The 23,556-nt window shown below is 68.1% G+C and carries 23 protein-coding genes; 17 read left to right on the top strand and 6 right to left on the bottom strand.

From position 1 onward, the window contains the following. Together IBJ82_RS18260 and IBJ82_RS18255 are read right to left on the bottom strand one after the other, a co-directional pair. Positions 1 to 957, bottom strand: coding sequence for a glutamate ABC transporter substrate-binding protein (locus IBJ82_RS18260; protein WP_194827033.1), 957 nt, complete (start codon positions 955 to 957; stop codon positions 1 to 3). After that, entirely contained in the window at positions 954 to 2,435 is a 1,482-nt protein-coding gene (locus IBJ82_RS18255; protein WP_228537180.1) for a hypothetical protein, read from the bottom strand. The genes IBJ82_RS18260 and IBJ82_RS18255 overlap by 4 nt, the downstream gene beginning before the upstream one ends. 128 nt (positions 2,436 to 2,563) lie before the next feature. Between IBJ82_RS18255 and IBJ82_RS18250 the strand changes: the two genes are divergently transcribed. Then, positions 2,564 to 3,202: an NUDIX domain-containing protein gene (locus IBJ82_RS18250; protein ID WP_194827032.1), complete on the top strand. Its 639-nt coding sequence runs from the start codon at positions 2,564 to 2,566 to the stop codon at positions 3,200 to 3,202. Between the two features lie 30 nt (positions 3,203 to 3,232). Here the strand turns inward: IBJ82_RS18250 and thiE are convergent, their stop codons facing one another. Then, complete coding sequence (thiE, locus tag IBJ82_RS18245) at positions 3,233 to 3,931, bottom strand: thiamine phosphate synthase (RefSeq protein ID WP_194827031.1); 699 nt, start codon at positions 3,929 to 3,931, stop codon at positions 3,233 to 3,235. A 79-nt stretch (positions 3,932 to 4,010) separates the two neighbouring features. Between thiE and thiO the strand changes: the two genes are divergently transcribed. The 6 genes from thiO to IBJ82_RS18215 all read left to right on the top strand — a co-directional run bounded on the left by thiO (position 4,011) and on the right by IBJ82_RS18215 (position 8,944). After that, positions 4,011 to 5,102, top strand: a complete 1,092-nt coding sequence (thiO, locus tag IBJ82_RS18240; protein ID WP_194827030.1) for a glycine oxidase ThiO — start codon at positions 4,011 to 4,013, stop codon at positions 5,100 to 5,102. Beyond that, positions 5,099 to 5,314 carry a sulfur carrier protein ThiS gene (gene thiS / locus IBJ82_RS18235; protein ID WP_056814965.1) on the top strand — a complete coding sequence of 72 codons (216 nt, stop codon included), beginning with the start codon at positions 5,099 to 5,101 and terminating at the stop codon, positions 5,312 to 5,314. Before thiO ends, thiS begins: the two co-directional genes overlap by 4 nt. After that, positions 5,307 to 6,071 (top strand): thiazole synthase, encoded by a 765-nt coding sequence (locus IBJ82_RS18230; RefSeq protein WP_194827029.1) that lies wholly within the window; start codon positions 5,307 to 5,309, stop codon positions 6,069 to 6,071. Before thiS ends, IBJ82_RS18230 begins: the two co-directional genes overlap by 8 nt. A gap of 85 nt (positions 6,072 to 6,156) precedes the next feature. Then, positions 6,157 to 7,089, top strand: a complete 933-nt coding sequence (locus tag IBJ82_RS18225) for an ABC transporter ATP-binding protein (protein ID WP_194827028.1) — start codon at positions 6,157 to 6,159, stop codon at positions 7,087 to 7,089. Continuing rightward, positions 7,089 to 7,850: an ABC transporter permease subunit gene (locus IBJ82_RS18220; protein WP_194827027.1), complete on the top strand. Its 762-nt coding sequence runs from the start codon at positions 7,089 to 7,091 to the stop codon at positions 7,848 to 7,850. Before IBJ82_RS18225 ends, IBJ82_RS18220 begins: the two co-directional genes overlap by 1 nt. Positions 7,851 to 8,137: 287 nt before the next feature. Continuing rightward, a complete protein-coding gene (locus IBJ82_RS18215) occupies positions 8,138 to 8,944 on the top strand; it encodes an adenylate/guanylate cyclase domain-containing protein (protein ID WP_370585372.1) in 807 nt (268 codons plus the stop codon). A gap of 109 nt (positions 8,945 to 9,053) precedes the next feature. On the opposite strand, the gene IBJ82_RS18210 is transcribed toward IBJ82_RS18215, so the two are convergent. Beyond that, a complete protein-coding gene (locus IBJ82_RS18210) occupies positions 9,054 to 9,197 on the bottom strand; it encodes a hypothetical protein (RefSeq protein WP_165610314.1) in 144 nt (47 codons plus the stop codon). A gap of 85 nt (positions 9,198 to 9,282) precedes the next feature. Here IBJ82_RS18210 and IBJ82_RS18205 point away from each other — a divergent pair, with 85 nt between their 5' ends. The 10 genes from IBJ82_RS18205 (at position 9,283) to IBJ82_RS18160 (ending at position 20,096) form a co-directional block, all read left to right on the top strand. Continuing rightward, a complete protein-coding gene (locus IBJ82_RS18205) occupies positions 9,283 to 10,998 on the top strand; it encodes an acyclic terpene utilization AtuA family protein (RefSeq protein WP_194827025.1) in 1,716 nt (571 codons plus the stop codon). Then, the gene (locus IBJ82_RS18200; RefSeq protein WP_194827024.1) at positions 10,995 to 12,146 is read left to right on the top strand and encodes an acyl-CoA dehydrogenase family protein; all 1,152 of its coding nucleotides are present in this window, start codon (positions 10,995 to 10,997) and stop codon (positions 12,144 to 12,146) included. The genes IBJ82_RS18205 and IBJ82_RS18200 overlap by 4 nt, the downstream gene beginning before the upstream one ends. Continuing rightward, positions 12,143 to 13,741 carry an acyl-CoA carboxylase subunit beta gene (locus IBJ82_RS18195; RefSeq protein ID WP_194827023.1) on the top strand — a complete coding sequence of 533 codons (1,599 nt, stop codon included), beginning with the start codon at positions 12,143 to 12,145 and terminating at the stop codon, positions 13,739 to 13,741. The genes IBJ82_RS18200 and IBJ82_RS18195 overlap by 4 nt, the downstream gene beginning before the upstream one ends. 8 nt (positions 13,742 to 13,749) lie before the next feature. Then, positions 13,750 to 15,744 carry a biotin carboxylase N-terminal domain-containing protein gene (locus IBJ82_RS18190; protein WP_194827022.1) on the top strand — a complete coding sequence of 665 codons (1,995 nt, stop codon included), beginning with the start codon at positions 13,750 to 13,752 and terminating at the stop codon, positions 15,742 to 15,744. Further along, positions 15,741 to 16,901, top strand: coding sequence for an acyl-CoA dehydrogenase family protein (locus IBJ82_RS18185; protein ID WP_194827021.1), 1,161 nt, complete (start codon positions 15,741 to 15,743; stop codon positions 16,899 to 16,901). Before IBJ82_RS18190 ends, IBJ82_RS18185 begins: the two co-directional genes overlap by 4 nt. A 240-nt stretch (positions 16,902 to 17,141) precedes the next feature. Continuing rightward, positions 17,142 to 17,924: an enoyl-CoA hydratase family protein gene (locus tag IBJ82_RS18180; protein WP_194827020.1), complete on the top strand. Its 783-nt coding sequence runs from the start codon at positions 17,142 to 17,144 to the stop codon at positions 17,922 to 17,924. 4 nt (positions 17,925 to 17,928) lie between these two features. Next, the gene (locus IBJ82_RS18175) at positions 17,929 to 18,543 is read left to right on the top strand and encodes a TetR/AcrR family transcriptional regulator (protein WP_056814935.1); all 615 of its coding nucleotides are present in this window, start codon (positions 17,929 to 17,931) and stop codon (positions 18,541 to 18,543) included. 70 nt (positions 18,544 to 18,613) lie between these two features. After that, entirely contained in the window at positions 18,614 to 18,820 is a 207-nt protein-coding gene (locus IBJ82_RS18170; protein ID WP_056814932.1) for a hypothetical protein, read from the top strand. Then, positions 18,811 to 19,242, top strand: a complete 432-nt coding sequence (locus IBJ82_RS18165) for a PIN domain-containing protein (protein WP_194827019.1) — start codon at positions 18,811 to 18,813, stop codon at positions 19,240 to 19,242. The genes IBJ82_RS18170 and IBJ82_RS18165 overlap by 10 nt, the downstream gene beginning before the upstream one ends. Before the next feature lie 74 nt (positions 19,243 to 19,316). Further along, positions 19,317 to 20,096, top strand: a complete 780-nt coding sequence (locus IBJ82_RS18160; protein ID WP_194827018.1) for an SDR family oxidoreductase — start codon at positions 19,317 to 19,319, stop codon at positions 20,094 to 20,096. Positions 20,097 to 20,186: 90 nt separating this feature from the next. Here the strand turns inward: IBJ82_RS18160 and IBJ82_RS18155 are convergent, their stop codons facing one another. Beyond that, positions 20,187 to 22,265, bottom strand: a complete 2,079-nt coding sequence (locus IBJ82_RS18155; protein WP_194827017.1) for a glycosyltransferase family 39 protein — start codon at positions 22,263 to 22,265, stop codon at positions 20,187 to 20,189. Next, positions 22,262 to 23,539, bottom strand: coding sequence for a bifunctional glycosyltransferase family 2/GtrA family protein (locus IBJ82_RS18150; RefSeq protein WP_194827016.1), 1,278 nt, complete (start codon positions 23,537 to 23,539; stop codon positions 22,262 to 22,264). Before IBJ82_RS18150 ends, IBJ82_RS18155 begins: the two co-directional genes overlap by 4 nt. Between the last annotated feature and the right edge of the window lie 17 nt (positions 23,540 to 23,556).

Raw genomic sequence — 23,556 nt, 5'->3', positions numbered from 1 at the left:
TCAGTCCTGGTACTTCGGTGCGGGCGGGCTCGGTGTCTCGCCGAGGGTCGCGAGCCAGCGGCGGTGGATGCGGGTCCAGGTGCCGTCGTTGCGGATGCGGTCCAGGGTGGCGTTGACGAAACGCACCAGGTCGTCGTCGCCTTTGGGGATACCGATGCCGTACGGCTCGGCGCTGATGCTGCCGCCGACCACCTCGGTGTAGGGGTCCTGAGCGGCCAGACCGGCCAGGATCGAGTCGTCGGTGCTCACCGCGTCGACCTGGCGTTGTTGCAGCACCACCAGGCAGTCGGCCCAGGTCGGCACCGTCAGAATCGTGGCGGCGGGTTGGTCGCGGCGGATGTGATCGAGGGAGGTGGTGCCGCGCACCACGCACACGCGCTTGCCCGCCAGATCGGCGAGGCCGCCGATACCGGAATCCTTCACCGCGAGCACCCGCTGGTCGGCCCGCAGATACACCGTCGAGAACGCCACTCGCTGACGTCGCTCGCAGGTGATGGTCATCGTCTTCGCGATCAGGTCGACCGTGTGATCCTGCAATGCGCGCTCGCGCTCTTCCGAGGCGAGACTGCGGTATTCGATCAGATCGGGGTTGCCGAGCAGGTCGCGGGCGATCTCGCGGGCGATATCGGCGTCGAAGCCGACGATGCGGCCGCTGAGCGGATCGCGGAAGCTGAACAGATTGCTGCCCGCGTCGAGTCCGACGACGAGCCTGCCGCGCGCGCGGATGGCATCGACCGTCGGTCCGGACGCGGTGCTCGGCCGCAGACTCGCGGTCGGATCACCGCACTGCTCGCCACCGGTAGCGGGCACGGGGGTATCGGTGCCGATCGGAATCGCCTTGGCGGGCAGCGGCGGTTCGGAATAGACGCCGCGCTGATCGGGCGCGGGTGTGCTGTCGGAGCAGCCGGCGAGCAGCCCGACCAGCACCAGCGCCGCGAAAACGCGCCCGCGTCTCACCGGTACTCCCGCAGCCGCGGCCACAACCCGAGCACGACGCAAGCCGCCGCCGCGATCCCGAGCACGAATGCGCCGGGGGCGAGGAAAGACAGCACGTCGATCGCCTGAGAGACCTTCGCGCGCAAGGTGTCTCGTGTCACCGCGCCCGCCTTGTCCAGTGCCCGGTCGAGTGCGTCGACCTGGGCGGCCGAATCTGCGGCGCTCGGACCGGTGGCCACGGCGGCCGCGCCCGTGAAATCGCCACGTTCGAGGGTGTCGTTCATCCGCTGATGGGCCGACTGCCAGCGGGTCAGCGCGGCCCGCGCGTGCGCCACTTCGTCGCGCGCGGGGGCGTCATCGGGATAACCGGCGAGCAACTCGTTGAGCCGGGCGGCATTGGTATCGAAAGTGCGGTCGTAGTCGCCGGTCGCATCGCGGCGAACCAGCTTCACCATTTCCGCTGATCTGGCTTGCTGCACCAGGATTCGACTCTCGGCCAGTCGCGCCGACGGCACCGCTCCTTCGTCCCGGCAGCGAATCATCGCCACCGCGGACAACGATCCGGCCGCAACCGTCCAGATCAGCGTCAGTGCCAGCGCGCCGGTGCCGATCAGCAGGCCCATATTGAAGAACCGGCGCGAGCGCCGCGCCAGCTCGACCTGCACCCAGATCAGCGCACCGAGCGCCACCACCAGCAGCGCGATCGCCGTCCACGGTGGCTGCACGTGCCGGTACTGCGCGGCGGTGACCGCGTCGAACCGATGGTCTTCCAGCTCCTCGGCCATCGGCAGCAAGCCGGTCTGCATCTGATGCGATGCCTCGCTCAGATACGCCGCGCCGACGGGGTAGCCGTTGCGGTTGTTCACCCGTGCGGTCTCGATCAGCCCGCTGTAGACGGGCAGCCCGGTCGCGATGCCGGTGCGCAGCCGGCGATCGGTGCCCGACGGGTCGGCCGCTTCTTCGTCGGAGACGTGTCCGGCCTGCGTCACCAGCTCCGCGGCGGCTTCGCCGATGGCCTGGGTGTAGCGGTCGCGCACGGCCTTGGGTTCGAGTCCGCCCGCGATGAAGGCGGTGCCCGCGGCGGCGTCGGCGATCGAGAGCGAGGTGTAGAGGTGGTTGGCCGAATGCGCGTCGGGTTCGGTGTCGTCGAGCAGGACGCCGAGAGCTTGCTGACGCTCACTCACAGTCGTCGAAGTCACCGCGCCCGCGGTCACGCACAGCACCATCAGGACCAGTCCGGCGGCAACCAGCCGCCCCGGCGAAGAGTGCGCGAAGCTGCGCAAGCGGGCGGGTTGGAACTGCGCGCGCAACGCTCTGACGTCGGGCGCGGGCGGCCGGTCCACGGTCGCAGTCGGTCGGCGCAACGGCGCCCAGCGCGGTGTCACCGGCGCGGCTCCCGAGGTCTCGGAAGGCTTCGCACCTGCCGTGGCCTGCGGCGACGGGCGAACACGGACGGCCGCCACCTCGGTCGAGGCATTGCGATTCCCCGGTTCGTCCATCGTTCACCTCCCGGCGCTGTTCGTGCACACCTACCTGTGCGGAGTTTATTGTGGGCCTACGGGTAGCGCAGCCCCTCACATACCCCCGAAGCGGTTGCTGTTCGGCTGCTCGGAGGAAAGAGTATGGGATGCGCGGCGACGGAGACGGCTGGTACAAGAGCCCTGACGGGGTCAAGCACTGGGGCAAGTTCGGTGCGGCGGGGCTACTGCTGCGCGCGCCGTTGCCCGGTGGCGGGTCGGCGGTGCTGTTGCAGCACCGGGCGCCGTGGAGTCATCAGGGCGGTACCTGGGCGCTGCCCGGCGGCGCACGCGATTCGCACGAGTCACCCGAGCACGCGGCCGTCAGGGAGGCGGAGGAGGAAGCGGGCATCACCGCCGACCTGCTCCGCGTACGCGCCGAACGCTTGACGATGACCGCCGCGAGCGGCTGGACCTACATCACCGTCATCGCCGACGCCGACAGCCAACTCCCCACGGTCGCCAACAAGGAATCCGCCGAACTGGCCTGGGTTCCCGAGGACGAGGTCGCCGACCTTCCGTTGCATCCCGGCTTCGCCTCCTCCTGGATCGAACTGCGCGCGGTGCCGTTGCGGGTGCGGCTCGAGGCCGATACCGAACTCGCGCAGGCGCTTCCCCGCACAATTGAATTGCCAGACCAGGGCTTCTTCTGGCTGCACGCCCGGGTCGACGGCCCCGGCATCGAAGTGGTCCTCGACGCCGAGCCGACCGAGGGCCCGACCCTCACCAGGGCCGACGTCCTCGCCTGAGTGGCGGGCAGCGTCGCTGTCTGCCCGCGCTCAGTTCGCGTCGAGTAGTGCTTGTTTGAGTTCGCGGGCCGCGGCTTCCGGGTCGGCGGCCTCGGTGATCGCCCGGACCACGACGACGCGGCGGGCACCAGCGGCCAACACCTCCGGCAGTCGCTGCGCGTCGACGCCGCCGATGGCGAACCAGGGGAGCGTGGGATGGGACTCGGCGGTCGAGCGGATGAAGTCCACGCCTGCGGCCTGGCGGCCGGGCTTGGTCGGCGTGGTCCAGATCGGGCCGGTGCAGAAGTAGTCGAGGTGGCCGTCGATGGCGGCCAGGCCCGCCTGATTGCGGTTGTGGGTGGAGCGGCCGATCACCACATCGGGGCCGACGACGCGTCGCGCGTAGGTGGGCGGCAGGTCACCCTGGCCGAGGTGCAGCACGTCCGCGCCCGCGGCCAGGGCGATATCGGCGCGGTCGTTCACCGCGAGCAAGGCGCCGTGACGTCGCGTCGCGGCCTTGATCTCGGCGAGCGCGCCCAGCTCGGCCTTGGCCTCCAGCGCGCCGAATTCGGCTTCGCCCGGTGACCCCTTGTCCCTGAGCTGCACGATGTCGACGCCACCGGCTAGCGCGGCGTCGACGAATCTGGCCAGATCGCCCTTCTCCCGGCGCGCGTCGGTGCACAGATACAGCAGCGCACTCGACAGACGCTCCCTGGGCGGGACGGAACGGTTCGGATGGGAGGGCTGCACGTTCACGACGGTAGTCGCGCTACCGTTGGAGTGCGAACGCCGTGGCGGGCGATAGGCAAAAAAGGACAGGTGGAACGTGATGCGGACTCTGGCGGTCGTTGGCGGCGGCGCCGTCGGACTCGCCGTCGCATGGCGGGCCGCCGAGGCGGGCTGGACGGTCACCGTTTACGACCCGGAACCGGCGCGCGGCGCGTCCTTCGTGGCCGGTGGAATGCTCGCTCCGCTGTCGGAAGGCTGGCCCGGTGAGGATCGCGTGCTCGCTTTCGGCGCGGCCGCGCTGGCCGAGTGGTCCGCCTTCGGTGACAGCCTGCGCGCGATCTCCGGCGAGTCGATGTTCGTGGCCGATGAGACGCTGACCGTCGCTCTCGACAGCGCCGATGCCACCGATCTGCGCACCGTCTCGGAGTGGTTGGCCGGTTTCGGCCACGACCTGCGAGTGCTCGACCGGGCGGGAGTCCGCGCGCTGGAACCCGCACTCGCGCGCACCGTCCGCGCGGGCCTGCACGCGAAGACCGAACCCGCCATCGACAACCGGCGGGTACTGCGTGCTCTCCAGTCCGCCTGCGCCGGGGCCGGTGTCGAGATCCGCACCGAAGCTGTTGTCGCACTGGACGATCTACCGCACGACCGGGTCGTCCTCGCGGCGGGCGCCCGCTCCGCCGAGCTCTGGCCCGGCCTGCCGGTGCGCCCGGTGAAGGGCGAAATCCTCCGGTTGCGTCGCAGGCCCGGCGTCAGCCCGCCGCCGACCAGGGTGATCCGCGCCCGGGTCCACGGCCGACAGGTTTACTTGGTCCCCCGTGAAGACGGAATCGTCGTCGGCGCAACACAATACGAAGCGGGCTTCGACACCACTGTCACCGTCGGTGGTGTCCGTGACCTGATCGCCGACGCCGAGACCATCCTGCCCGGCATCGCCGAATACGAATTGGCCGAAGCGAATGCGGGTTCGAGGCCGGGAACACCCGACAACCTCCCGCTGCTCGGCCACCTCGACGACCGGGTCGTCGCCGCCACCGGTCACGGTCGCAACGGCATGCTCACCCTGGCGCTCACTGCCGCGGTCGTGCCCGCACTGCTCGACGGCGCCACCCCCGCGGTAGTCGAAGCCGCTTCACCCCAACGTTTTCCGGCATCGCAGATGCCATCTCTGTCGCAAGGAGGAGTTCGATGACCTCGACCATCCCGATCGGCGTCACCGTCAACGGTGTCGACCACGAGTTCCCCGAGCCGCTCAGCGTCCGCGAACTGCTGGCAAAGCTCGAATTGCCCTGCCGGGGGGTGGCATTGGCGGTCGATGGCGCGGTCTTCTCGAAATCCCGCTGGGACGAGCCGGTCGGTCGCGGCTGGACCATCGAGGTGCTCACGGCGGTGCAGGGTGGCTGAGTCCGTTGCGCCGTTGCGTATCGCGGACAAGGAGTTCGGTTCGCGCCTGATCATGGGCACCGGCGGCGCCGAGAACCTCGCAGTCCTGGAACAGGCCCTGATCGCGTCGGGCACCGAGCTCACCACTGTCGCCATGCGCCGAGTCGACGCCGCGGGCGGCACCGGCGTGCTCGACCTGCTCAAGCGCCTCGACATCACTCTCCTGCCCAACACCGCAGGTTGTCGCACCGCCGCCGAGGCCGTGCTCACCGCCCAGCTGGCCCGCGAGGCCCTCGACACCAACTGGGTCAAGCTCGAGGTGGTCGCCGACGACCGCACCCTCCTGCCCGACCCCTTCGAACTCCTCGATGCCGCCGAGAAGCTCGTCGACGACGGTTTCGTGGTCCTGCCGTACACCACCGACGACCCCGTTCTCGCGCGCCGTCTCGAGGAGGCGGGCTGCGCCGCGGTGATGCCGCTCGGCTCTCCGATCGGCACGGGCCTCGGCATCGGTAACCCCCACAACATCGAAATGATCGTCGCCGCCGCAGGGGTTCCCGTCATCCTCGACGCGGGCATCGGCACCGCCAGCGACGCCGCCCTCGCCATGGAGCTCGGCTGCTCGGCGGTTCTGCTCGCCACCGCCGTGACCAGGGCGAAAGAGCCCGAACTCATGGCATCGGCGATGTCGGCGGCGGTGCGCGCCGGCTACCTGGCCAGGCAGGCGGGCCGCATCCCCAAGCGTTTCTGGGCTCAGGCTTCTTCCCCAGCCGTCTAAGGGTCGAAGGTCATCCTCGAGGATGACCCGACTCGCTACTTCTCGGCGACGCGCGTTGCGTGGGTTGTCAGGCAAGCTAGGGCTCATGATCGAGCTGAAGGGCCTGACGAAGCAATTCGGCCAGACCGTCGCGGTGCAGGACCTCACGTTCACCGTCCGACCAGGACTGGTGACCGGGTTCCTCGGACCCAACGGTGCCGGTAAATCGACGACCATGCGGATGATCCTCGGATTGGACAAGCCGACGGCGGGCAGTGCGCTCATCGACGGCAAGCGGTACCAGCAGCTGGAACGCCCGCTCACGCAGGTCGGCGCGCTGCTGGATGCCAAGTGGGTGCATCCGAACCGCTCGGCGCGCGCCCACCTGGAGTGGCTGGCCGCCTCCAACGACATCCCGAAGTCGCGGGTCGAAGAAGTCCTGCGCCTGGTCGGCCTGTCCGAGGTGGCGAACAAGAACGCGGGCGGATTCTCGCTCGGTATGTCCCAGCGCCTCGGCCTGGCGGGCGCGCTGCTCGGCGACCCGAAGGTGCTGCTGTTCGACGAGCCGGTCAACGGCCTCGACCCGGAGGGCATCCTGTGGATCCGCCGGTTCATGCAGCGCCTGGCCGCCGAGGGTCGCACGGTGCTCGTGTCGAGTCACCTGCTCTCGGAGATGTCGCAGACCGCCGAGCAGCTCATCGTCATCGGTCGTGGTCAGCTGATGTTCGACGGCACCACCCAGGAGTTCATCGACCGCGCCTCCGAGCAGTCGGTGCGCGTGCGCAGCCCGCAACTGGATCAGCTGCGCAGCCTGCTCACCTCGCACGGCATGACCGTGAAGGAAGACGGCGATGCCGCGCTGATCGTCGCGGGCGTCTCCTCCGACGAGGTCGGCAAGGTGGCGGGCACGAACAACGTCACGCTCTACGAGCTGGCGCCGCAGCAGGCTTCGCTCGAGGAAGCGTTCATGCGGATGACCGGCGGCGCCGTGGAGTACCACGGTGAAAGCTTCGACCAGGCGATGGGAGGTGCGCTCTGATGGGCGTGCTCGCAGCGGAACGAATCAAACTCACCTCGACCCGTTCGCCCTGGTGGTGCTCGGCGGTCGTAGTGGTCCTCGGTATCGGCCTCGCTCTGCTGATCGCGCTGGTCACGAATGCCGACACCGCGGGCAACTCGGAGGAGGGCCCGCCGTTGCTCACCCCGACCGTCGCGGTATCGGGTGTCTCCAGCTTCGGCGTGATGGTGCTGATGATCATGGCGGCGTTGACGGTGACCAGCGAATATCGCTTCGGCGTCATCCGCTCCAGCTTCCTCGCCGTCCCGAACCGGTCCAAGGTCGTGCTGTCCAAGACCGCGCTGGTCGGCGTGTACGCGGCGGTGCTGACCGGTGTCCTCTCGCTCATCGCCTTCATCGTGGCCAAGGTGATCGTCGGTGACGACGCTCCCGGTCTCGTGCTCGACGGCAACTGGCGAGCCCTCTACAGCGTTCCGATCTATGCCTTCCTGTGCGTCATGCTCGCCATCGGCGTCGGTGTGCTGGTCCGGCAGTCCGCCGCGGCCATCTCGCTGATCGTGTTGTGGTCGCTGCTGGTGGAGAACCTGCTCGGCGCGTTCGGCAGCTTCGGCCGCACCGTGAAGCCGTTCCTGCCGTTCCAGAACGCGAACCGATTCCTGAGCGTCGAGGAGTACGCCGGCGACTGGCACTGGGGAGTATGGGGCAGTCTGATCTACTTCGCCGTCTTCGTGGCGATCGTTTTCGCCGGGGCGCTCGTGCTGGTCAACCGCCGCGACGCCTGATAATCCAGCCCGGGCCGCCCTCGTAATCGCCCGGGCCGCGAGGGCCGCGACCTTGTCGGGAGGTCGCGTGACCCGACCTTCGGGCTTCCGCTGCCCGGTAGCTCGAAGGTAGGACCGCCGGTCCGCTGCACACAAGCAGCGGACCGGCGGTCGTCGTCGGGTGATATAACCTTTTGGGCGTGAGTGAAACGCCTTCTGGCGGGGTGAATCCGCGGCGCGACGCCGCTGCGGACGTGTCCATCCCGTTGGAGCCGATCGTCAGTGGATCCGCCGAATCCGACCCCGGCGTGCGCGCAGGGCGGAAGCGCCCCCAGATCTCGTCGAAATTACAGGCCGCCAACCGTCGGGCCGACGTGATCGGTGCGCTGCGCAGGGCGCGCCAACAGCTGCCCGGTGACCCCTCGTTCGGTGATCCGCTGTCGGTGACGGGCCCCGGTGGTGCGCGCGCGGTGGCGAGAGCCGCGGACAAGATCGTCGGCGGCGCGCCGACCGCGGCCAGGGAGATCGGGTTCGGCGCCCTTCAGGTGTGGCAGGCCGGGTTGGAGCGGATCGGTCGTGGGCGTGGCAGCGAGGAGGTGACCATCGTGTTCACCGACCTGGTCGGGTTCTCGAGTTGGTCGCTGTCGGTGGGCGACGAGCTCACCCTGGAACTACTGCGCAAGGTCGCCAGGGCCATCGAGCCGCCGATCGTCGAGCGTGGCGGTCAGGTGGTCAAGCGGATGGGCGACGGGCTGATGGCGGTGTTCTCCTCGCCCGATCGGGCCGTGCGCGCCGCGCTGGCGGCTCGCCGCAATCTCGCCGAGGTCGAGATCGCCGGTTACCGCCCGCGCATGCGGGTGGGCCTGCACACCGGTTCTCCCCGTGAGATCGGTGGCGACTGGCTCGGCGTCGACGTCAATATCGCCGCCCGCATGATGGAGGCCGGCGGCAACGGAAATACGATGGTATCCAGCATCACCTTGGCCGCTCTGCGCCCGGAAACGCTGGATGAGCTGGGTGTTGTCGCCAAACCGTACAAGCGGAATTTCTGGGCGGCGCCGCTGAACGGTGTGCCCGAAGACGTCAGGATCTTCAAGCTACATACGACGGGCTGAGCGTTTCGCCAGCCGATCCTGTTCCTTCCAGTAGGCCCGGAACGCCTGCTGGGTAGGGGTCGGCTCGGTCGTCAGCGCCTGCCAGTTCGTCGAGCGCGCGAAAGTCTTGCTATTCGAGCCAGAGCGCGGCGCCGAGGCCCGCGAGGACGGCGGCGACGATCAAACCGATCGACATCGCGCGATTGTTCTTCCAGGTCGTGTACGCGCCGCCGAGCAGGAATCCGGCGAGGGCGAAGAGGAGGACGGACAGCATGGGCTCCATCTTGCCTGGTGAATTGCCCGCGATTAACAAGCACGCTTGCTTGCTTTTTTTCTGAACCGCTGCGATCCTGGGTGCCATGAGTGCTCTCTCCGCTGATCCTGACCTGATCCGGATCGGGAATTGTTCCGGGTTCTACGGTGACCGGCTCAGCGCTATGCGCGAAATGCTGGAGGGCGGGCAACTCGACGTGCTGACCGGCGACTACCTCGCCGAGCTCACCATGCTGATCCTGGGCCGCGACCGGATGAAGGACCCCAGCCTCGGCTACGCAAAGACGTTCGTGCGCCAGATCGAGGACTGCCTGGCCCTCGCGCTCGAGAAGAACGTACAGATCGTCACCAACGCGGGCGGCCTCAATCCGGCCGGGCTGGCCGAGCGGCTGCGCAAGGTGGCCGCCGACCTCGGGCTGGACGCCAAGATCGCCTACGTCGAGGGCGACGACCTGGTCGCACGCGCCGCCGAGCTCGACCTGGGTCAGCCGCTCACGGCCAACGCCTACCTCGGCGCGTGGGGCATCGTCGAATGCCTGAACTCCGGCGCCGACATCGTCGTCACCGGCCGGGTCACCGACGCCTCGGTGATCGTGGGCCCGGCGGCGGCCCACTTCGGCTGGGGCCGAACCGATTACGATGCGCTGGCAGGCGCCGTCGTGGCCGGGCACGTGATCGAATGCAGCACCCAGGCCACCGGCGGCAACTTCGCCTTCTTCACCGAACTCGGTGACATCGGCCGCCCCGGCTTCCCGATCGCCGAGATCCGTCGCGACGGGTCCTGCGTGATCACCAAGCACGACGGCACCGGCGGCGCGGTCACCGTCGACACCGTCGAAGCCCAGCTCATGTACGAAATCCAGAGCGCGCGCTACGCCGGACCCGACGTCACCACCCGCCTGGACAGCATCGCGCTGAGCCAGGAGGGCAAGGACCGTGTGCTGATCAGCGGCGTCACCGGTGAGGCCCCGCCGCCGCAGCTCAAGGTCTCGCTCAACACGCTCGGCGGCTTCCGCAACGAGATGTCGTTCATCCTCACCGGCCTCGACATCGAAGCCAAAGCCGAACTGGCGCAACGACAGCTGGAATCCTGGCTGCCGGACAAGCCCGCCGAGCTCACCTGGACGCTGGCCCGCCTCGATCGCCCCGATGCCGAGACCGAGGAGCAGGCCAGCGCGATGCTGCGCTGTGTGGTGCGCGATTCCGATCCGAACAAGGTCGGCCGCGGGTTCTCCAGTGTCGCGGTGGAATTGGCACTGGCCAGCTACCCGGGCGCCAGCTTCACCGCGCTGCCCGGAAACGGTTCCCCCTACGGTGTCTTCACCCCCGGCTTCGTCGACGCGCACGAGGTGCCGCACGTGGCGGTGCTGGCCGACGGCAGCCGCGTCGATATCGCCCCCGCCACGGAAACCCTGGTCCTGGAACCTGTTTCCGAACCCGAGCTCCCCACGCCGCTGCCCCCCGCCGAGACCGGTCGCGTGCCGCTCGGCACGATCGCTCTCGCCCGCAGCGGCGACAAGGGCGGTGACGCCAATATCGGCGTGTGGGTGCGCACCGACGACCAGTGGCGGTGGCTGGTGCACACGCTCACCGTCGAAAAGCTGCAGGAACTTCTCCCCGAGACGGTCGAACTGGCCGTCACCCGCCACGTGCTGCCCAACCTGCGCGCGGTCAACTTCATCATTTCCGGCCTGCTCGGCAAGGGCGTCGCCTATCAGGCGCGCTTCGACCCGCAGGCCAAGGGGCTCGGCGAATGGCTGCGCTCCCGCCACATCGATATGCCGACGGAGCTGTTCGCATGACGTCTGTTTGGGAAACGCCGGAGCGACAAGAGCTGCGCGCCACCGTGCGCGGGTTCGTGGAGCGGGACATCCTGCCCGACCTCGACGCCTGGGAGCGCGCGGGCGAGCTCCCGCGTGAACTGCACAAGAAGGCGGGCGAACTGGGCCTGCTCGGCATCGAGTACCCGGAATCGGCGGGTGGCGAGGGCGGCACCGCCATCGACTCGGTGATCGTGGGCGAGGAGATCCATGTCGCCGGTGCGTCCGGTGGGCTGTGGGCCTCGCTGCTGACCTGCGGAATCGCGTTGCCGCACATGATCGCCTCGGGCAACCAGGCGCAGATCGATCAGTGGGCCAAGCCGACGCTGACCGGTGACCTGATCGGCTCGCTGGCCATCACCGAGCCAGGCGGCGGTTCCGATGTCGGCCACCTCACCACCACCGCCGTGCGCGACGGTGAGGACTTCATCATCAACGGCGCCAAGACGTTCATCACCTCGGGCTGTCGCGCCGACTTCGTCGTCACCGCGGTGCGCACGGGAGGCCCTGGCGCGGCGGGTGTTTCGCTGATCCTCGTGCCGAAGGACACGCCCGGCTTCACCGTCAGCCGCAAGCTGGAGAAGATGGGCTGGCTGGCCTCCGATACCGCCGAGCTGTCGTACGTGGACGTGCGGGTGCCCGCGTCGAACCTGGTGGGGGCAGAGAACAGCGGCTTCGCGCAGATCGCCGCCGCGTTCGTCAGCGAGCGGGTCGGCCTCGCGGTGCAGGCGTATTCGCTGGCCCAGCGCGCGCTCGATCTCACCGTGCAGTGGTGCCGTGATCGCGAGACCTTCGGTCGTCCGCTGATCAGCCGCCAGAAGGTGCAGATGACGCTCACCGATATGGCCCAGCGCGTGGATATTTCGCGCACCTACACCCGGGCGCTGGTGGAGCGCTACGTCGCCGGTGACGAGAACCTGATCGCCCAGGTGTGCTTCGCCAAGAACAACGCCGTCGAGACCGCCGAATGGGTGGCCAACCAGGCCGTGCAGCTGCACGGCGGGATGGGCTACATGCGCGAGGCCGAGGTCGAGCGCATCTACCGCGATGTGCGCATCATCGGCATCGGCGGCGGCACCAACGAGATTCTGACCATGCTGGCGTCGAAAGTATTGGGGTACCAGGCATGACGACCTTCCGTTCCATCCTCGACAACACCTCGCCCGAGTACACCTCGGCCGCCGAGGCGATGTCGGTCAAGCTCACCGAGGTCGAGGCGGAGTTCGCCAAGGCTATCGCCGGTGGCGGCGCCGACAAGGTGGCCCGCCACCACAAGCGCGGCAAGCTGACGGCGCGTGAGCGCATCGAACTGCTGCTCGACGAGGACTCACCGTTCCTCGAACTGTGCCCACTCGCGGCCTGGGGCAGCGACTTCCAGGTAGGCGCCTCGACGATCGCCGGAATCGGCCTCGTCGAAGGTATCGAGTGCATGATCGTCGCGCCCGACCCCACCGTGCGTGGTGGCGCCTCGAATCCGTGGACGCTGCGCAAGCAGTTCCGGATCAACGAGATCATCAGGGAGAACCGGCTGCCGGTGATCTCACTGGTCGAGTCCGCCGGTGCGGATCTGCCGACGCAGAAAGAAGTCTTCATCCCCGGCGGCGCGATGTTCCGCGACCTCACCCAGGCCTCGGCCGCCGGAATCCCCACCATCTCACTGGTTTTCGGTAACTCGACCGCAGGCGGCGCCTACATCCCCGGCATGTCCGACTACGTCGTGATGGTCAAGGAGGGTGCGAAGGTCTTCCTCGCTGGCCCGCCGCTGGTGAAGATGGCCACCGGTGAGGATTCCGACGACGAGACCCTCGGCGGCGCCGAGATGCACGCCCGCACTTCGGGTCTGGCCGATTATCTGGCCGCCGACGAGCAGGACGCGATTCGATTGGGCCGCAATATCGTTCGCCGCCTGAACTGGAAGAAGCAGGGTCCCGAGCCGCGCGCCGAGGTCATCTCGCCGCTCTACGATCCCGAGGAACTGCTCGGCATCGTGCCCTCGGACCTGAAGATCCCGTTCGACCCCCGCGAGATCATCGCTCGCGTCGTGGACGGCTCCGATTTCGACGAGTTCAAGCCGCTCTACGGTTCCTCGCTGGTCACCGGTTGGGCCGAGATCAACGGCTATCCGATCGGCATCCTCGCCAATGCGCGCGGCGTGCTGTTCTCCGAGGAATCGCAGAAGGCCACCCAGTTCATCCAGCTGGCGAACAAGAAGAACACGCCACTGTTGTTCCTGCACAACACCACCGGCTACATGGTCGGCAAGGAGTACGAGCACGGCGGCATCATCAAGCACGGCGCGATGATGATCAACGCCGTCGCCAACTCGAAGGTGCCGCACATCTCGCTGCTGGTCGGCGCCTCCTACGGTGCCGGGCACTACGGCATGTGTGGGCGCGCGTTCAACCCGCGCTTCCTGTTCGCCTGGCCGAGTGCGAAGTCCGCCGTCATGGGCGGCGCGCAGCTGGGCGGCGTGCTCACCATCGTGCAGCGCGGCGCGGCCGAGTCCAAGGGCCTGCCGTTCGACGAGGAGGCCGCCGCCGGTCTCGCCGCGATGGTCGAGGCGCAGATCGAGGCCGAGGCCATGCCGATGTTCTTGTCGGGCAGGCTTTTCGACGACGGCATCATCGACCCCCGCGACACCCGCACCGTGCTGGGAATGGCCCTGTCGGCCATTCACACAGCCCCGATCAAGGGCGCCGATGGCTTCGGCGTCTTCCGAATGTGAGATGCGCTGTGGCCATTACTAACGTTCTCGTTGCCAACCGTGGTGAGATCGCGCGCCGCGTGTTCGCCACTTGCCGTCGGATGGGTATCGGTACCACCGCGGTCTATTCCGATGCTGATGCCGCGTCGCCGCACGTATCGGAAGCCGACGCCGCCATCCGGCTGCCCGGCAACACGCCCGCCGAGACCTACCTGCGCGGCGAGCTGATCATCGAGGCCGCCTTGTCGGCCGGTGCCGACGCGATCCACCCCGGCTACGGATTCCTCTCCGAGAACGCCGAATTCGCGCGGGCGGTGCTCGACGCGGGTCTGGTGTGGATCGGTCCGCCGGTCGCGGCCATCGAGCAGATGGGCTCCAAGGTCGAGTCCAAGAAGATGATGGACGCCGCCGGAGTTCCCGTTCTCGCCGAGCTCGACCCGGCCGAGGTCACCGACGCGCACCTGCCCGTGCTGATCAAGGCGTCCGCCGGCGGTGGTGGTCGCGGCATGCGTGTCGTGCGCGACCTGGCCGAACTGCGGGATCAGATCGCCGGCGCCCAGCGCGAGGCCGAGTCGGCCTTCGGCGATCCGACGGTGTTCTGCGAGCGCTATCTGGAAACCGGGCGTCACATCGAAGTCCAGGTCATGTCGGACACTTTCGGCAAGACCTGGGCGGTGGGCGAGCGTGAGTGCTCGATCCAGCGTCGTCATCAGAAGGTTGTCGAGGAAGCCCCGTCGCCTCTGGTCGAGAAGGTCGACGGCATGCGTGAGCGGCTGTTCGATGCGGCGCGTCTGGCGGCCGAGGCGATCGGGTACGAGGGCGCGGGCACCGTCGAGTTCCTGGCCGACGAGAAGGGCGACTTCTTCTTCCTGGAGATGAATACCCGCCTCCAGGTGGAACATCCGGTCACCGAGCAGACCACCGGCCTCGACCTGGTCCGCCTGCAGTTGCAGGTGGCCTCGGGTCTGCCGCTGCCCGCGACCCAGCCCGCGCAGCGCGGTCACTCGATCGAGGTCCGCCTCTACGCCGAGGACCCCGCCAACGACTGGCAGCCACAGAGCGGCCCGGTACACAAGATCGAGATTCCCTTCACCGCTGGTGAATTCACCGTCCTCGATCAGCCCGGCGTGCGTCTCGACACCGGCGTCGTGGACAACTCGCTGGTCGGCGTGCACTACGACCCGATGCTGGCCAAGGTGATCTCCTACGCCGAAACCCGTGCGGAGGCAGCGCATCTGCTCGCCACCGCGCTCCAGCGCGCCAAGATCCACGGCCTGGTCACCAACCGTGATCTGCTCGTGCGGGTGCTGCGCCACCCGGCGTTCCTCGCCGGTGACACCGACACCGCCTTCTTCGCCACCCACGACCTGGCCGTGCTCTCGGCGCCGCTGGCGTCGGAGGCCGACGAGGCGCTCTCGATCGTGGCCGCGGCGCTCGCTGATTCGGCTGCCAACCGAAGCACCTCGCGCCTGGCCGGACTCACCCCGAGTGGCTGGCGCAACCTGCCTTCGCAGCCGCAGACCAAGTCCTACGAGAGCCGCACCACCGGAACACACGAGGTGCGCTACCGCTTCACCCGCACCGGTGTCGCGGTCGAGGGACACGAGGGCCTCGAGCTGATCTCGGTGGCCGCCGATCGCGTCGTCCTCGGTGTTCCCGGCGAACGTGGCTCGGTGCGTAGGCAATTCGAGATCGCCCGCTACGACGACCTCGTCGCGATCGACTCCCCGCTCGGCCCGGTGGCCGTGCGCAGGCTGCCGCGCTTCACCGACCCGTCCGAGCAGGTCGCGGCCGGTTCGCTGCTCGCGCCGATGCCAGGCAGCGTGATCCGCCTCGGCGCCGCCGAAGGTGACCTCGTCAAGCAGGGGCAGCCGATCCTGTGGCTGGAGGCGATGAAGATGGAACACACCATCGCCGCGCCCGCCACCGGCATTCTCAGTGCACTCAATGTGACCGTCGGCCAGCAGGTCGAGGTCGGAACCGTCCTCGCCGTCGTCGAGGAAGAAGAGCAGGAGCAGGCATGAGTTTCATCGAAACCGAAGAGCAGACCGCGCTGCGGGCGGCGGTCGCCTCGCTCGCGTCGAAGTACAACTACCGCGACTACGTGCTGCCGCTCTCGCGCAAGAACGAGCCGCTCACCGAACTGTGGGACGAAGCGGGCAAGCTCGGCTTCCTCGGCGTGAACCTGCCGGAGGAGTTCGGCGGCGGTGGCGCGGGCATGTACGAGCTGGCGCTCGTGCAGGAAGAGCTCTCGGCCCAGGGCGCGGGCCTGCTGCTGATGGTCGTGTCTCCGGCCATCTGCGGCACCATCATCACCAAGTACGGCACCGACGCGCAGAAGCAGACCTGGCTGCCCAAGCTCGCCGACGGCACCTCGAAGATGGTCTTCGCGATCACCGAGCCCGACGCGGGCTCCAACTCGCACCAGATCACCACCACGGCCCGCCGCGACGGTGACGACTGGATCCTCAACGGCCGCAAGATCTTCATCTCCGGTGTAGATCAGGCCGAGGCCATCCTGGTGGTCTCGCGGACCGAGGACCACAAGACCGGCAAGCTCAAGCCCGCGCTGTTCATCGTGCCGGTCGACGCGCCCGGCCTGGTGAAGAACGTCCAGGAGATGGACGTCATCGAGCCGGACCACCAGTACACGCTGTTCTTCGACGACGTGCGCCTGCCCGGCGACGCCCTGGTCGGCTCCGAGGACGCGGCACTGGCGCAGCTGTTCGCCGGGCTGAACCCCGAGCGCATCATGGGCTCGGCCATGGCGATCGGCCTCGGCCGCTACGCCATCGACCGGGCGGTGGAATACGCCAAGGAGCGCACGGTCTGGAAGACCCCGATCGGTGCGCACCAGGGCATTTCGCATCCCCTCGCGCAGATCAAGATCGAGCTGGAACTGGCCAAGTTGATGATGCAGAAGGCCGCGACGCTCTACGACTCGGGTGACGAGTTCGGTGCCGCCGAGGCTGCCAATATGGCCAAGTACGCGGCGGCTGAGGCCAGTATCAAGGCGCTTGATCAGTCGATCCAGACCCACGGCGGTTCGGGTCTGACTCGTGAGGTCGGCTTGGCGGCGATGCTGCAGGCGGCGCGGATCATGCGGATTGCTCCGGTGAGCCGGGAGATGATTTTGAACTTCGTTTCGCAGCATTCTTTGGGATTGCCCAGGTCTTACTGATGTTCGGTAGTCCCAGGAGGTTTGAGGCTGTGTTTATTGGAGCGCTGGCGCGCTCGAGTCGCGGCCCCGAGGGGCCGCCGGTTAGCCACCGGGGCTTGCTCCTTCGTCGCGTACGCCCCGGCGGCTAACCGGCGACCCGGCCGCGACCGGCCACTTCGTGGCCGCCGCTCCCTAGGGGTCGCGGGTGGGGGCTGGGTTGGGTGGTCATGGCGGATTCAGTGGATTTAAGAGGAGGCTTTGATGGACGGATCGGCTGATAGTCCTTATGTGCGGTACGAGGTTGTTGATGGGTTCGCGACGCTGACCTTCGATTCGCCGCACAACCGGAACGCGCTCTCGTCCAAGCTGGTTCGTGAGCTGCTTGCGGGATTCGATGCTGCGGCAACTGATCCCGCTGTGCGTGGCATTGTCCTCGCCCACACCGGCGACACCTTCTGCGCGGGCGCCGACCTCAAGGAGGCGAGTACCGCCGATCCCGCGGTGGCCGCCGACGAGCGCACCCGCGTGATGATCGACGTGCTGCGCGGCATCCTCGCCTCGCCCAAGCCGGTGATCGCGCAGATCGACGGCAATGTCCGCGCCGGTGGCATGGGCATCATCGGGGCCTGCGACCTCGTCGTCGCGGGGCCGGGCAGTAGTTTCGCGCTCACCGAGGTGCGCATCGGGATGGCGCCGTTCATGATCTCGCTCACCCTGGTGCCGCGGCTGGACCAGCGGGCCGCGAGCCGCTACTTCCTGACCGGCGAGAAGTTCGATGCCGCGACCGCGCAGGAGATCGGCCTGGTCACCGTGGCCGCTGAGGACGCCGCCGCCGAGGTGAAACGCCTGTCAGGGGAGCTGCGCAAGGGTTCACCGCAGGGACTGGCCGAGTCCAAGAAACTGGTCAACGCAGCCCTGCTGGCGACCTTCGATGCCGAGGCGGAAGCACTGGCCAAGCGGTCGGCGAGCTTCTTCGGCACCCCCGAAGTGATCGAGGGCATGACGGCCTTCTTCCAGAAGCGCCCACCCAGCTGGGCACAATAGTCCGATGGCGACACCCCACGAACCCAAGCAGGACCGCAGCCGGGCCACCCGGCAGCGGCTGCTGGAGGCGACCATCGACTGCCTGGCCGAAACCGGCTGGGCAGCTGCCACCGTGTCGGTGGTCGCTGAGCGGGCCGGGGTGTCGCGCGGCGCCGCTCAACACCATTTCCCCACTCGTGAGGAACTGATCACCGCCGCGCTCGAGTTCATGTTCGAGTTCCGGATGGACATGGCCAAGGCCGAAGCCGAGACGGTGAACGCGGTCGCCCAGGGCGAAGGCCGAACGCGCGCCGTCGTTTCCGCGCTGGTCGAGTCCTACACCACCCCGTTCTTCAAAGCCGCCCTCCAGGTCTGGACCCACGCCGCCGCCGATCCGGCCCTGCGCGAACGCATCCTCCCCCTCGAGGCCCGCTTCGGCCGGACCTCCCACCGCCGCGCCGTCGAGGCACTCGGCGTCGACGACTCCGACCCGGTCGCCCACCACCTGGTCCAGGCCACCCTCGACCTCGCTCGCGGCCTCGGCCTCGCCGACGTCCTCACCGACGACTCCGCCCGCCGCAAACTGATCGTCGACCAGTGGGCCGCTACTCTCCACACCGCCCTCAACATCACCCACTGAACCCTTGTGACCTGGTCATTTCAGAGTATATAGTTCGACCATGGGGGAATATATATCGAGGGACTGTGTGATGACCAAACGCCTGATCGAGATCGACGACGAGCTACTCGAGTCCGCGCAGGACGCGCTCGGGACCGCTGGCGTCTCCGATACCGTTCGCGCCGCGCTGAACTCGGCCGTGGTGGCGCATGCGCGCGCGAGCGAAGTCGAATGGTTGGTCAACGGTGGCATGGCCGAAATGGCCGACAAGGATCGGCGCGACGACGTATGGCGATAACGGCGCGCTATCTCATCGACACCAGCGCGGCCGCTCGAATGCGTCATCCGGACGTGGGGGCCGCACTCGGGCCGCTGCTCGAGGCCGGATTGATCGCCACCTGCGCACCGCTCGATTCCGAGGCGCTCTACAGCGCCCGAAGTCCGGCTGAATACGAACAGATTCGTTTTCGACGCCGCGCAGCCTATGAGTACCTACCCACCAACGACGAACATTGGCAAAGCGCTTTCACGATTCAACGCGAACTCGCGCGGTCGGGCCGCCAGCGCGCGGTCGGCATCCATGACCTGCTCGCTTCGGTGCTTGCGATAGAACACCGCCTTGTCCTGTTCCACTACGACTCCGATTTCGAAACAGTGGCGTCGGTGGTGGATCTCAATCATCGCTGGGTCGCGCCTGGAGGAAGTCTCAAGACGTCGTGACCAGGTGATGTCACACTCCCGTCGCCTACTTCGTCGTCTCTGTGAACGCGAAAGAAGCGACGGAGGAGTGGATCATGGCGGAGCAGAACAAGATCGCGGTGGCTGGGGCGACCGGGCGGCTGGGCAAGCATGTGGTGGATGTGCTGGTCGAGCGCGGGCACGAGGTGGTGGCCTTCTCGCGGGGCAACGGGGTGGATATCGAGACCGGTGCGGGGCTGGACGAGGCGCTGACCGGGGTGGATATCGTCATCGACGCCTCCAGTACGCCTTCGGCGGACCAGCAGGTGGCGACCGAGTTCTTCACCGCCTCCGCGCGGAATCTGCATGCGGCGGGGGAGCGGGCCGGGGTGGAGCGGCTCGTCGTGGTGTCCATCATCGGGATCGACGGTTCGCTCGCGGGGTACAACGCCGCCAAGCTCGCCCATGAGCAGGAGCTGCTCAAAGGCGCTCTGCCGGTGCAGATTCTGCGTGCCGCGCAGTTTCACGAGCTCGTCGAGGTGATGGTGGGGTGGGGCACGCAGGACGGCGTCGCCTACATCGCGGGCATGCGCACCCAGTTGGTCGCCGCTCGAACCGTCGCCGAGGCGCTGGTCGACCTCGCCGTGAATCCGATTGCCGCCGAGGACATTCCGTTCCCAGAGATCGCGGGTCCCCAGCCGGAGACGATGGCCGCCGCCGCCACCGCGCTGGTAGCGGCACGCGGTGATGCCCTCCAGATCATCGAGACCTCCGACTCCGCCGACCCCGACCGCGAGCAGTTCGAAAACGGCACCCTCCTGCCTTCCCCGCACGCCACCTTGGCCGGGCCGTCCTTCGCCGAGTGGATCGCCGCCACGATGGCCGTCGCTCGCTGACACAGCCGTGACCGAGCGCGGTCGACACAGACACGAACGCCGGGCCCGACGGATCGAGATGATCCGCCGGGCCCGGCGTGTGTTCGGGACCTACGACTTCGGTTGGGTGAGGTCGTAGAGGGTTACCCCGTCGACCGTGGTGGCGGTGTAGTTCGCCGTCACCCAGGCGGTGATCGCCGAGCTGGTCGATGCACTGTTCCCGCCGGGGCCACCGCGCCCGCCGGCGACGAAGTAGTGGATCTTTCCGTCGGCCACGTACTGCTGGAACTGTTCGAGGGTGGGCGACGGATCGCTGCCGTTGAATCCGCCGATCGGCATCACCGGCAGCTCGGTGGCGAGTTGGTACCCGGCCGCGCTGTTGGAACCGACCGCCGCCGCGACCCAGGTGTAGTCGGTGCTGTTCGACTCGAGCAGAGTGACGATCTGATCGCTCGGACGTGATCCGCCCAGCAATCCGCCCGCGCCGCCCATGCGCTGGTCACCACCGACGCCGTCGGCACCGGTCGCACCCTGCGCGGAGCCGTCCGCGGTCGCGGCGGGCCCGCCTTGTCCGGGCGCACCGTTCGAGGGCATGCCGGTCTGCGCGCCCGTAGGCGCACCGTCGGGTGGCGTGCCATCCGGTGTGGCGGATCCATCGGCGCCGGGTCTGCCGCCGTCTGCGCCGGGACGCATGCCGGGTCCACCCATTCCGTGCATCCCACCGGCGCTCGGCCCCGCGGACGGAATCGCGCCGGAATGCGCGGATGCGAGGGTGTCGACGGAGTAGGCGATCGGCCCGGCGAGCCCGATGAAGGCGGCGGCGAGCGCGGCGATCACCGACTGCTTGCGCGTCAGCGGGAACACGAAGGCAACAGTGGCGACAACGCCGACGACCAGAATCGTCCAGCGCAACCACGGCAGGAAGGAAGCGCTGCGCGACAACAACATCCATGCGGTCGCCGTGGTGAGCCCGATGGCGACACCGCCCGCGCACCGCACCCACAGCCGATCACGCGCACCCCAGATCTGCACTGCCCCGATCCCCACCAGCGCCGCGACAGCAGGCGCGAGCGCCACCGTGTAGTACTGGTGGAAGATCCCCGCCATGAAGCTGAAAACCAGCCCGGTGACGAGAAGCCAACCGCCCCAGAGGATCAGCGCGGCCCGACGACGGTCAGTGCGCGGCGCGCGACCGCACAACACGAGCCCGACCACCAGCGCGAGCAACGCCGCCGGAATCAACCACGCGATCTGACCACCCTGCGCGGGTTCGAACATCCGGGTGATCCCGGTGCTGCCCCACATGCCGTTCCCGCCTGCGGGCAGTTCACCACCTGGCCCGACGCTGCCGGTCTCGTTGCCGTTCAATCGCCCGAGCCCGTTGTAGCCGAGGGTGAGTTCGATGATCGAATTGTTCTGCGACCCACCGATCCACGGCCGGGAATTCGCGGGCCACAGCTCTACCGCGAGCAACCACCAACCCGCCGCGACAACCATCGCCGCGCCGGCGGCGAACAGCTGCGCGATCCGTTTGCCCAGCTTCGGCGGCCCGGCGATCAGATACGTCAGCGCCAGGGGCGGCACCACCAGCAGCACCTGCAACTGCTTGGCGAGGAACCCGAATCCGATCAATCCGCCGGTGAGCAGCAACCAGCGCCAGCGCCCGTCCGCGACCGCACGCGTCATCGCCCACGCGGCCCCGATCATCAGAAACACGAGCAACGCGTCAGGATTGTTGAATCGGAACATCAGCACCGCAACGGGAGTCACCGCGAGAGCGGTGCCCGCGATCAACCCCGCTGCCGGTCCGAACGACCTGCGCACCGTTGCCCACAACAGCGCGACGCTCGCCACGCCGAGCAGGACCTGCGGCACCAGCATGCTCCAGCTGTTCAGTCCGAACAGCCGTACCGAAAGTTCCATCACCCACAGCGAAGCGGGCGGTTTGTCCACGGTGATCGAGTTCGCGGCATCGGAGGAACCGAAGAAGAACGCCTCCCACGATTGCGAACCCGCCTGTATCGCGGCGGCATAGAAGTCGTTGGCCCACCCGTTGGCGCTCAGATTGATGAGGTAGGCGATCAGCGTGCCGAGCAGCAGCACCGCCAACGCGGGTCGTTCCCAACGCTTTCGGGTCGGCTCGGCGTTCACGAGGCCGGTGGGTGACGGCGGGGCGATGGTCGTGGTCATCGGCGCACCTGCAGCACGTTCCTGCGCTCTGCCGACCCGAACATCGGAGTGGCAGTGGCACCGTCGACGCCCGCGTGCCGGAACACCCAGCGCAGGCCCACAAAACGGGCAAGCGTCGCAACGAGATTGGCGGTGATCAGCACGGTGAGCTCCACCGCGACGGGCGCGTCGTGAGCCCAACGGTGCAGGGCGAACAGCGACCCGCTGGTGATCGCCAGCCCGAACGCGAAGATGGCCAAGCCCTGGAACTGGTGCGACACCGCGTTGCCGCGTCCGCGCACACCGAAGGTGAACGCCCGATTGGCGGCGGTATTGCCCACCGCGGTGACCAGCAGCGACACCAGATTGGCGCCCTGGCTGCCGACCAACGGCTGCAACAGCAGATACAGGGCGATGTAGGCGAGCGTCGAGGTCACCCCGACGATCGCGAACCGCACCAGCTGGCCGACCATGCCGAGCGGCACCCCGGCCACCAGCGGCTCACGCCCGACGGCGGCCCGCAACTCGTCGACGGGGAGCGCGCCGGTGGTCAGTGCCCTGGTCAACCGCCAGATCCCGCGCAGATCCTTGCGCGCGGTGTCGATGATGTCGACCCGGCTGTCCGGATCGTCGATCCAGTCGACGGGCACCTCGTGAATCCGCAGACCCGCGCGCTCGGCCAACACCAGCAGCTCGGTATCGAAGAACCATTCGCCATCGCGCACCAGCGGCAGCAGCTCGCGCGCCACCTCGGTTCGCACGGCTTTGAATCCGCATTGCGCATCGGAAAAGCCCGCCCGCAGCGTTGTTTTCAGCAGCAGGTTGTAGCAGCGGGAGATGATTTCGCGCTTGGGTCCGCGCACCACCCGCGAAGACGAGTCGAGCCGGGTGCCGATCGCGAGGTCGGAATGCCCGGACACCAGCGGTGCGATCAGCGGCAACAGCGCGTTCAGGTCGGTCGACAGGTCGACGTCCATGTACGCCACCACCGCCGCGTCCGACCCCTCCCACGCGGTCCGCAATGCCCGCCCACGCCCTTTGGCGTCCAGGTGCAATACCTGGACGCCGTCGAGCTCCGCCGCGAGCAGCTCGGCCACTGCGAGAGTGGCGTCGGTGCTGGCATTGTCGGCGATGGTGATGCGGGCCGTGAAGGGGAATCCGGCGCGCAGGTAACTATGTAATCTCCGCACGCACAGGCCGAGGTCGACCTCTTCGTTGTAGACGGGTATCACTACGTCGAGCACCGGCGCGCGGCTGCTCTGCATGGCCTTCTGCTCGGCCTCGGTCTGAGTCATGACACCCAGACTCGATG

Origin of the sequence: Nocardia sp. XZ_19_231, assembly GCF_015355705.1 — a bacterium.
Classification (GTDB): Bacteria; Actinomycetota; Actinomycetes; order Mycobacteriales; family Mycobacteriaceae; genus Nocardia; species Nocardia salmonicida.
The sequence above is the reverse complement of the archived record's forward strand: the minus strand, read 5'-3'. Positions and strand labels throughout refer to the sequence as shown.

Bases quoted from the DNA above. Each gene is read 5' to 3' on its own strand.
- IBJ82_RS18255 (WP_228537180.1), bottom strand. From the start codon at position 2,435: ATGGACGAACCGGGGAATCGCAATGCCTCGACCGAGGTGGCGGCCGTC.
- IBJ82_RS18250 (WP_194827032.1), top strand. From the start codon at position 2,564: ATGCGCGGCGACGGAGACGGCTGGTACAAGAGCCCTGACGGGGTCAAG.
- thiO (WP_194827030.1), top strand. From the start codon at position 4,011: ATGCGGACTCTGGCGGTCGTTGGCGGCGGCGCCGTCGGACTCGCCGTC.
- thiS (WP_056814965.1), top strand. From the start codon at position 5,099: ATGACCTCGACCATCCCGATCGGCGTCACCGTCAACGGTGTCGACCAC.
- IBJ82_RS18225 (WP_194827028.1), top strand. From the start codon at position 6,157: ATGATCGAGCTGAAGGGCCTGACGAAGCAATTCGGCCAGACCGTCGCG.
- IBJ82_RS18220 (WP_194827027.1), top strand. From the start codon at position 7,089: ATGGGCGTGCTCGCAGCGGAACGAATCAAACTCACCTCGACCCGTTCG.
- IBJ82_RS18210 (WP_165610314.1), bottom strand. From the start codon at position 9,197: ATGCTGTCCGTCCTCCTCTTCGCCCTCGCCGGATTCCTGCTCGGCGGC.
- IBJ82_RS18205 (WP_194827025.1), top strand. From the start codon at position 9,283: ATGAGTGCTCTCTCCGCTGATCCTGACCTGATCCGGATCGGGAATTGT.
- IBJ82_RS18200 (WP_194827024.1), top strand. From the start codon at position 10,995: ATGACGTCTGTTTGGGAAACGCCGGAGCGACAAGAGCTGCGCGCCACC.
- IBJ82_RS18195 (WP_194827023.1), top strand. From the start codon at position 12,143: ATGACGACCTTCCGTTCCATCCTCGACAACACCTCGCCCGAGTACACC.
- IBJ82_RS18185 (WP_194827021.1), top strand. From the start codon at position 15,741: ATGAGTTTCATCGAAACCGAAGAGCAGACCGCGCTGCGGGCGGCGGTC.
- IBJ82_RS18180 (WP_194827020.1), top strand. From the start codon at position 17,142: ATGGACGGATCGGCTGATAGTCCTTATGTGCGGTACGAGGTTGTTGAT.
- IBJ82_RS18175 (WP_056814935.1), top strand. From the start codon at position 17,929: ATGGCGACACCCCACGAACCCAAGCAGGACCGCAGCCGGGCCACCCGG.
- IBJ82_RS18170 (WP_056814932.1), top strand. From the start codon at position 18,614: ATGACCAAACGCCTGATCGAGATCGACGACGAGCTACTCGAGTCCGCG.
- IBJ82_RS18165 (WP_194827019.1), top strand. From the start codon at position 18,811: ATGGCGATAACGGCGCGCTATCTCATCGACACCAGCGCGGCCGCTCGA.
- IBJ82_RS18160 (WP_194827018.1), top strand. From the start codon at position 19,317: ATGGCGGAGCAGAACAAGATCGCGGTGGCTGGGGCGACCGGGCGGCTG.
- IBJ82_RS18155 (WP_194827017.1), bottom strand. From the start codon at position 22,265: ATGACCACGACCATCGCCCCGCCGTCACCCACCGGCCTCGTGAACGCC.
- IBJ82_RS18150 (WP_194827016.1), bottom strand. From the start codon at position 23,539: ATGACTCAGACCGAGGCCGAGCAGAAGGCCATGCAGAGCAGCCGCGCG.